The following is a 2,892-nucleotide window of genomic DNA, read 5'->3' as shown; positions in this document are numbered from 1 at the left end:
GTTGGCCGATGTCACTGCCCATGCTATCCGTAGCACCATCGCAACCCCGGAACTGGGTGGGCTCTACCATCTCGCAGCCTCTGGTGAAACCACCTGGTGTCGCTATGCTCGTTTCGTGCTTGAGCGAGCCGAGTTGGCAGGTGAAAACCTCAAGGTGTCGCCGGCCATGGTTGGAGCAATCGGCACAGAGGCTTACCCGACGCCAGCACAACGTCCAAACAATTCCCGTTTGAACACTCAAAAACTGCAAAAGGCCTTTGCGTTGAACTTGCCTCAATGGAAAGTCGGCGTGGCACGGATGCTTACAGAAATTCTAGAGAAATGAATATGTTTAATCGTAAAGGAATCATCCTGGCCGGCGGCTCGGGAACTCGACTGCACCCTGCAACATTGGCGATCTCCAAACAGTTGCTGCCGGTATACGACAAACCGATGATCTACTACCCGCTGAGCACCCTGATGCTGGCGGGTATCCGCGACATCCTGATCATTTCCACTCCTCAAGATACCCCGCGTTTCGAGCAACTGCTGGGTGATGGCGCTCGTTGGGGCTTGAACATTTCCTATGCAGTGCAGGCATCGCCGGATGGCTTGGCGCAGGCTTTCATTATTGGTGAAGACTTCATCGGTAATGATCCGGCGGCCTTGGTGCTGGGCGACAACATCTACCACGGCCATCATTTCAATGAGCTGCTGGCGAGTGCCATGGTGCGCCAGGACGGTGCCAGCGTTTTTGCCTACCACGTCAATGATCCAGAGCGCTATGGGGTTGTCGAGTTCGATGCTCAAGGCAAGGCCATCAGCCTGGAAGAGAAACCTCTCAAACCTAAATCGAACTACGCGGTCACCGGTCTGTATTTCTACGACAACCAGGTTGTCGAGATCGCAAAAAACATCAAACCGTCACCACGTGGCGAGCTGGAAATCACCGACCTCAACCGTGTCTACCTGGAGCAGGGCAACCTGTCGGTAGAAATCATGGGTCGCGGTTACGCCTGGCTGGACACTGGTACTCACGACTCCTTGCTGGAAGCGAGCCATTTCATCGCCACACTGGAACACCGTCAGGGCCTTAAAGTTGCCTGCCCCGAAGAGATCGCCTTCCGGCAGAAGTGGATCAACCCCGAGCAACTCGAAGCGCTCGCTGACCCATTGATGAAAAACGGCTATGGCCAATACCTGAAACGCCTCCTGCACGAGACGATTTACTGATGAAAGCTATACCACTGGCGATACCCGACGTCGTACTGTTTGAGCCCAAGGTTTTTGGCGATGAGCGTGGTTTTTTCTTCGAAAGTTTCAATGAGGCGCAGTTTTCTGAGGCCATTGGAAAAGAAGTTAAATTCGTTCAGGACAATCACTCCCGTTCGGTAAAGAACGTATTGCGTGGATTGCATTATCAGGTTCAACAAGCGCAGGGAAAGTTGTTGCGTGTAGTGACCGGTGAAGTCTTCGATGTCGCGGTAGATGTGCGCAAGTCGTCACCGACATTCGGGCATTGGGTAGGTGAGATTCTATCCGCTGAGAATAAACGACAGTTATGGATTCCTGAGGGATTTGCTCACGGTTTTGTCGTGCTTTCTGACGCTGCTGAAGTTCTATACAAGGCAACGGATTACTATGCGCCCGTACATGAACGTTGCATTGCCTGGAACGACCCCACCGTAGGGATTGAATGGCCGTGTGAAGGAGAATTGGCGCTGTCGGTAAAAGATCAGCAGGGATCGTTACTGAATGTCGCAGAGGTATTTGACTGATGCAAGCGCACCCTATTTCTCCAAAAGAACTTGTGAAAAGTCTCTGGCGTAATCGTAGTCTGATCAAGGCAATGGCCCAGCGCGAAGTTGTCGGGCGATACAAAGGTTCGTTTCTGGGTATTTTTTGGTCTTTTTTCAACCCGGTGCTTATGTTGGCGGTTTATACCTTCGTCTTCAGTGTCATTTTTAAGGCACGCTGGAACAGTGGTAGTGACTCTAAAACAGAGTTTGCATTGGTCTTGTTTGCGGGGTTGATGGTTTTTAACCTGTTTTCCGAATGCGTAAACCGGGCGCCAGGAGTCATCCTCGCAAACGCCAACTATGTGAAAAAAGTCGTATTTCCCTTGGAAATACTTCCATGGGTAGGTATTGGCTCCGCGATGTTTCATTGGTTGGTGAGCTTGAGTGTTTGGCTGGTGGCGTACGTAATATTCTTTGGAGTTCCGCATGCGACTGTCTTGTTACTGCCGCTAATTATGCTGCCTCTGATTTTTCTTGTGCTGGGACTATCATGGGCGCTGGCTTCGTTGGGTGTTTACTTGCGCGATGTGAGTCAGTTCATAGGGATTTTGACGACGATATTGATGTTTTTGTCGCCTATTTTTTATCCTTCAAGCTCCTTGCCTCAAGAATATGCACACTTGCTTTTGCTTAACCCGCTGACACCGGTGATTGAAGGGGTCAGGGATGTACTGTATTGGGGTAAAATGCCCGATATGAATTTCTTTCTTGGGTACTTGCTAGTTACCGCGTTTTTTGCGTGGCTGGGATTTGCATGGTTCCAAAAGACACGTAAGGGGTTTGCAGATGTCCTCTGATATCGCAATCAAGGTTGAAAACCTTAATAAGTGTTACCACATTTATGACAAGCCTCATGACCGGTTGAAGCAAATGCTGATGCGCGGACGCAGGCAATATTTCCAAGAGTTTTGGGCTCTGCGCGACGTTTCCTTTGAAATCAATAAAGGAGAGACCGTCGGAATCATTGGTCGTAATGGCAGCGGTAAGTCGACTTTGCTGCAGATGATCTGCGGTACGTTGAACCCTACCAGCGGTAGTATTCAGACCCAAGGCCGCATCGCAGCTTTGCTTGAATTGGGAGCAGGTTTCAACCCCGAGTTCACCGGGCGTGAAA

The 2,892-nt window shown here is 50.5% G+C and carries 5 protein-coding genes; all 5 read left to right on the top strand.

Annotation, left to right across the window (positions count from 1 at the left end):
- Nucleotides 1-325 (top strand): sugar nucleotide-binding protein (locus ACXRVY_RS22725; RefSeq protein ID WP_458238295.1); only part of this gene is annotated, 325 nt, incomplete at its 5' end.
- Between the two features lie 2 nt (nucleotides 326-327).
- The gene (rfbA, locus tag ACXRVY_RS22720; protein WP_223462045.1) at nucleotides 328-1,212 is read left to right on the top strand and encodes a glucose-1-phosphate thymidylyltransferase RfbA; all 885 of its coding nucleotides are present in this window, start codon (nucleotides 328-330) and stop codon (nucleotides 1,210-1,212) included.
- Nucleotides 1,212-1,757: a dTDP-4-dehydrorhamnose 3,5-epimerase gene (gene rfbC, locus ACXRVY_RS22715; RefSeq protein WP_223462047.1), complete on the top strand. Its 546-nt coding sequence runs from the start codon at nucleotides 1,212-1,214 to the stop codon at nucleotides 1,755-1,757. The genes rfbA and rfbC overlap by 1 nt, the downstream gene beginning before the upstream one ends.
- Nucleotides 1,757-2,575 carry an ABC transporter permease gene (locus tag ACXRVY_RS22710; protein ID WP_223462049.1) on the top strand — a complete coding sequence of 273 codons (819 nt, stop codon included), beginning with the start codon at nucleotides 1,757-1,759 and terminating at the stop codon, nucleotides 2,573-2,575. The genes rfbC and ACXRVY_RS22710 overlap by 1 nt, the downstream gene beginning before the upstream one ends.
- Nucleotides 2,565-2,892 (top strand): ABC transporter ATP-binding protein (locus ACXRVY_RS22705; RefSeq protein WP_458238294.1); only part of this gene is annotated, 328 nt, incomplete at its 3' end. The genes ACXRVY_RS22710 and ACXRVY_RS22705, both read left to right, overlap by 11 nt.

The organism is Pseudomonas sp. P5_A2_2, from assembly GCF_054177685.1.
Note: the sequence above shows the minus strand (reverse complement) of the source record. Positions and strands in the feature narration are given on the sequence as shown.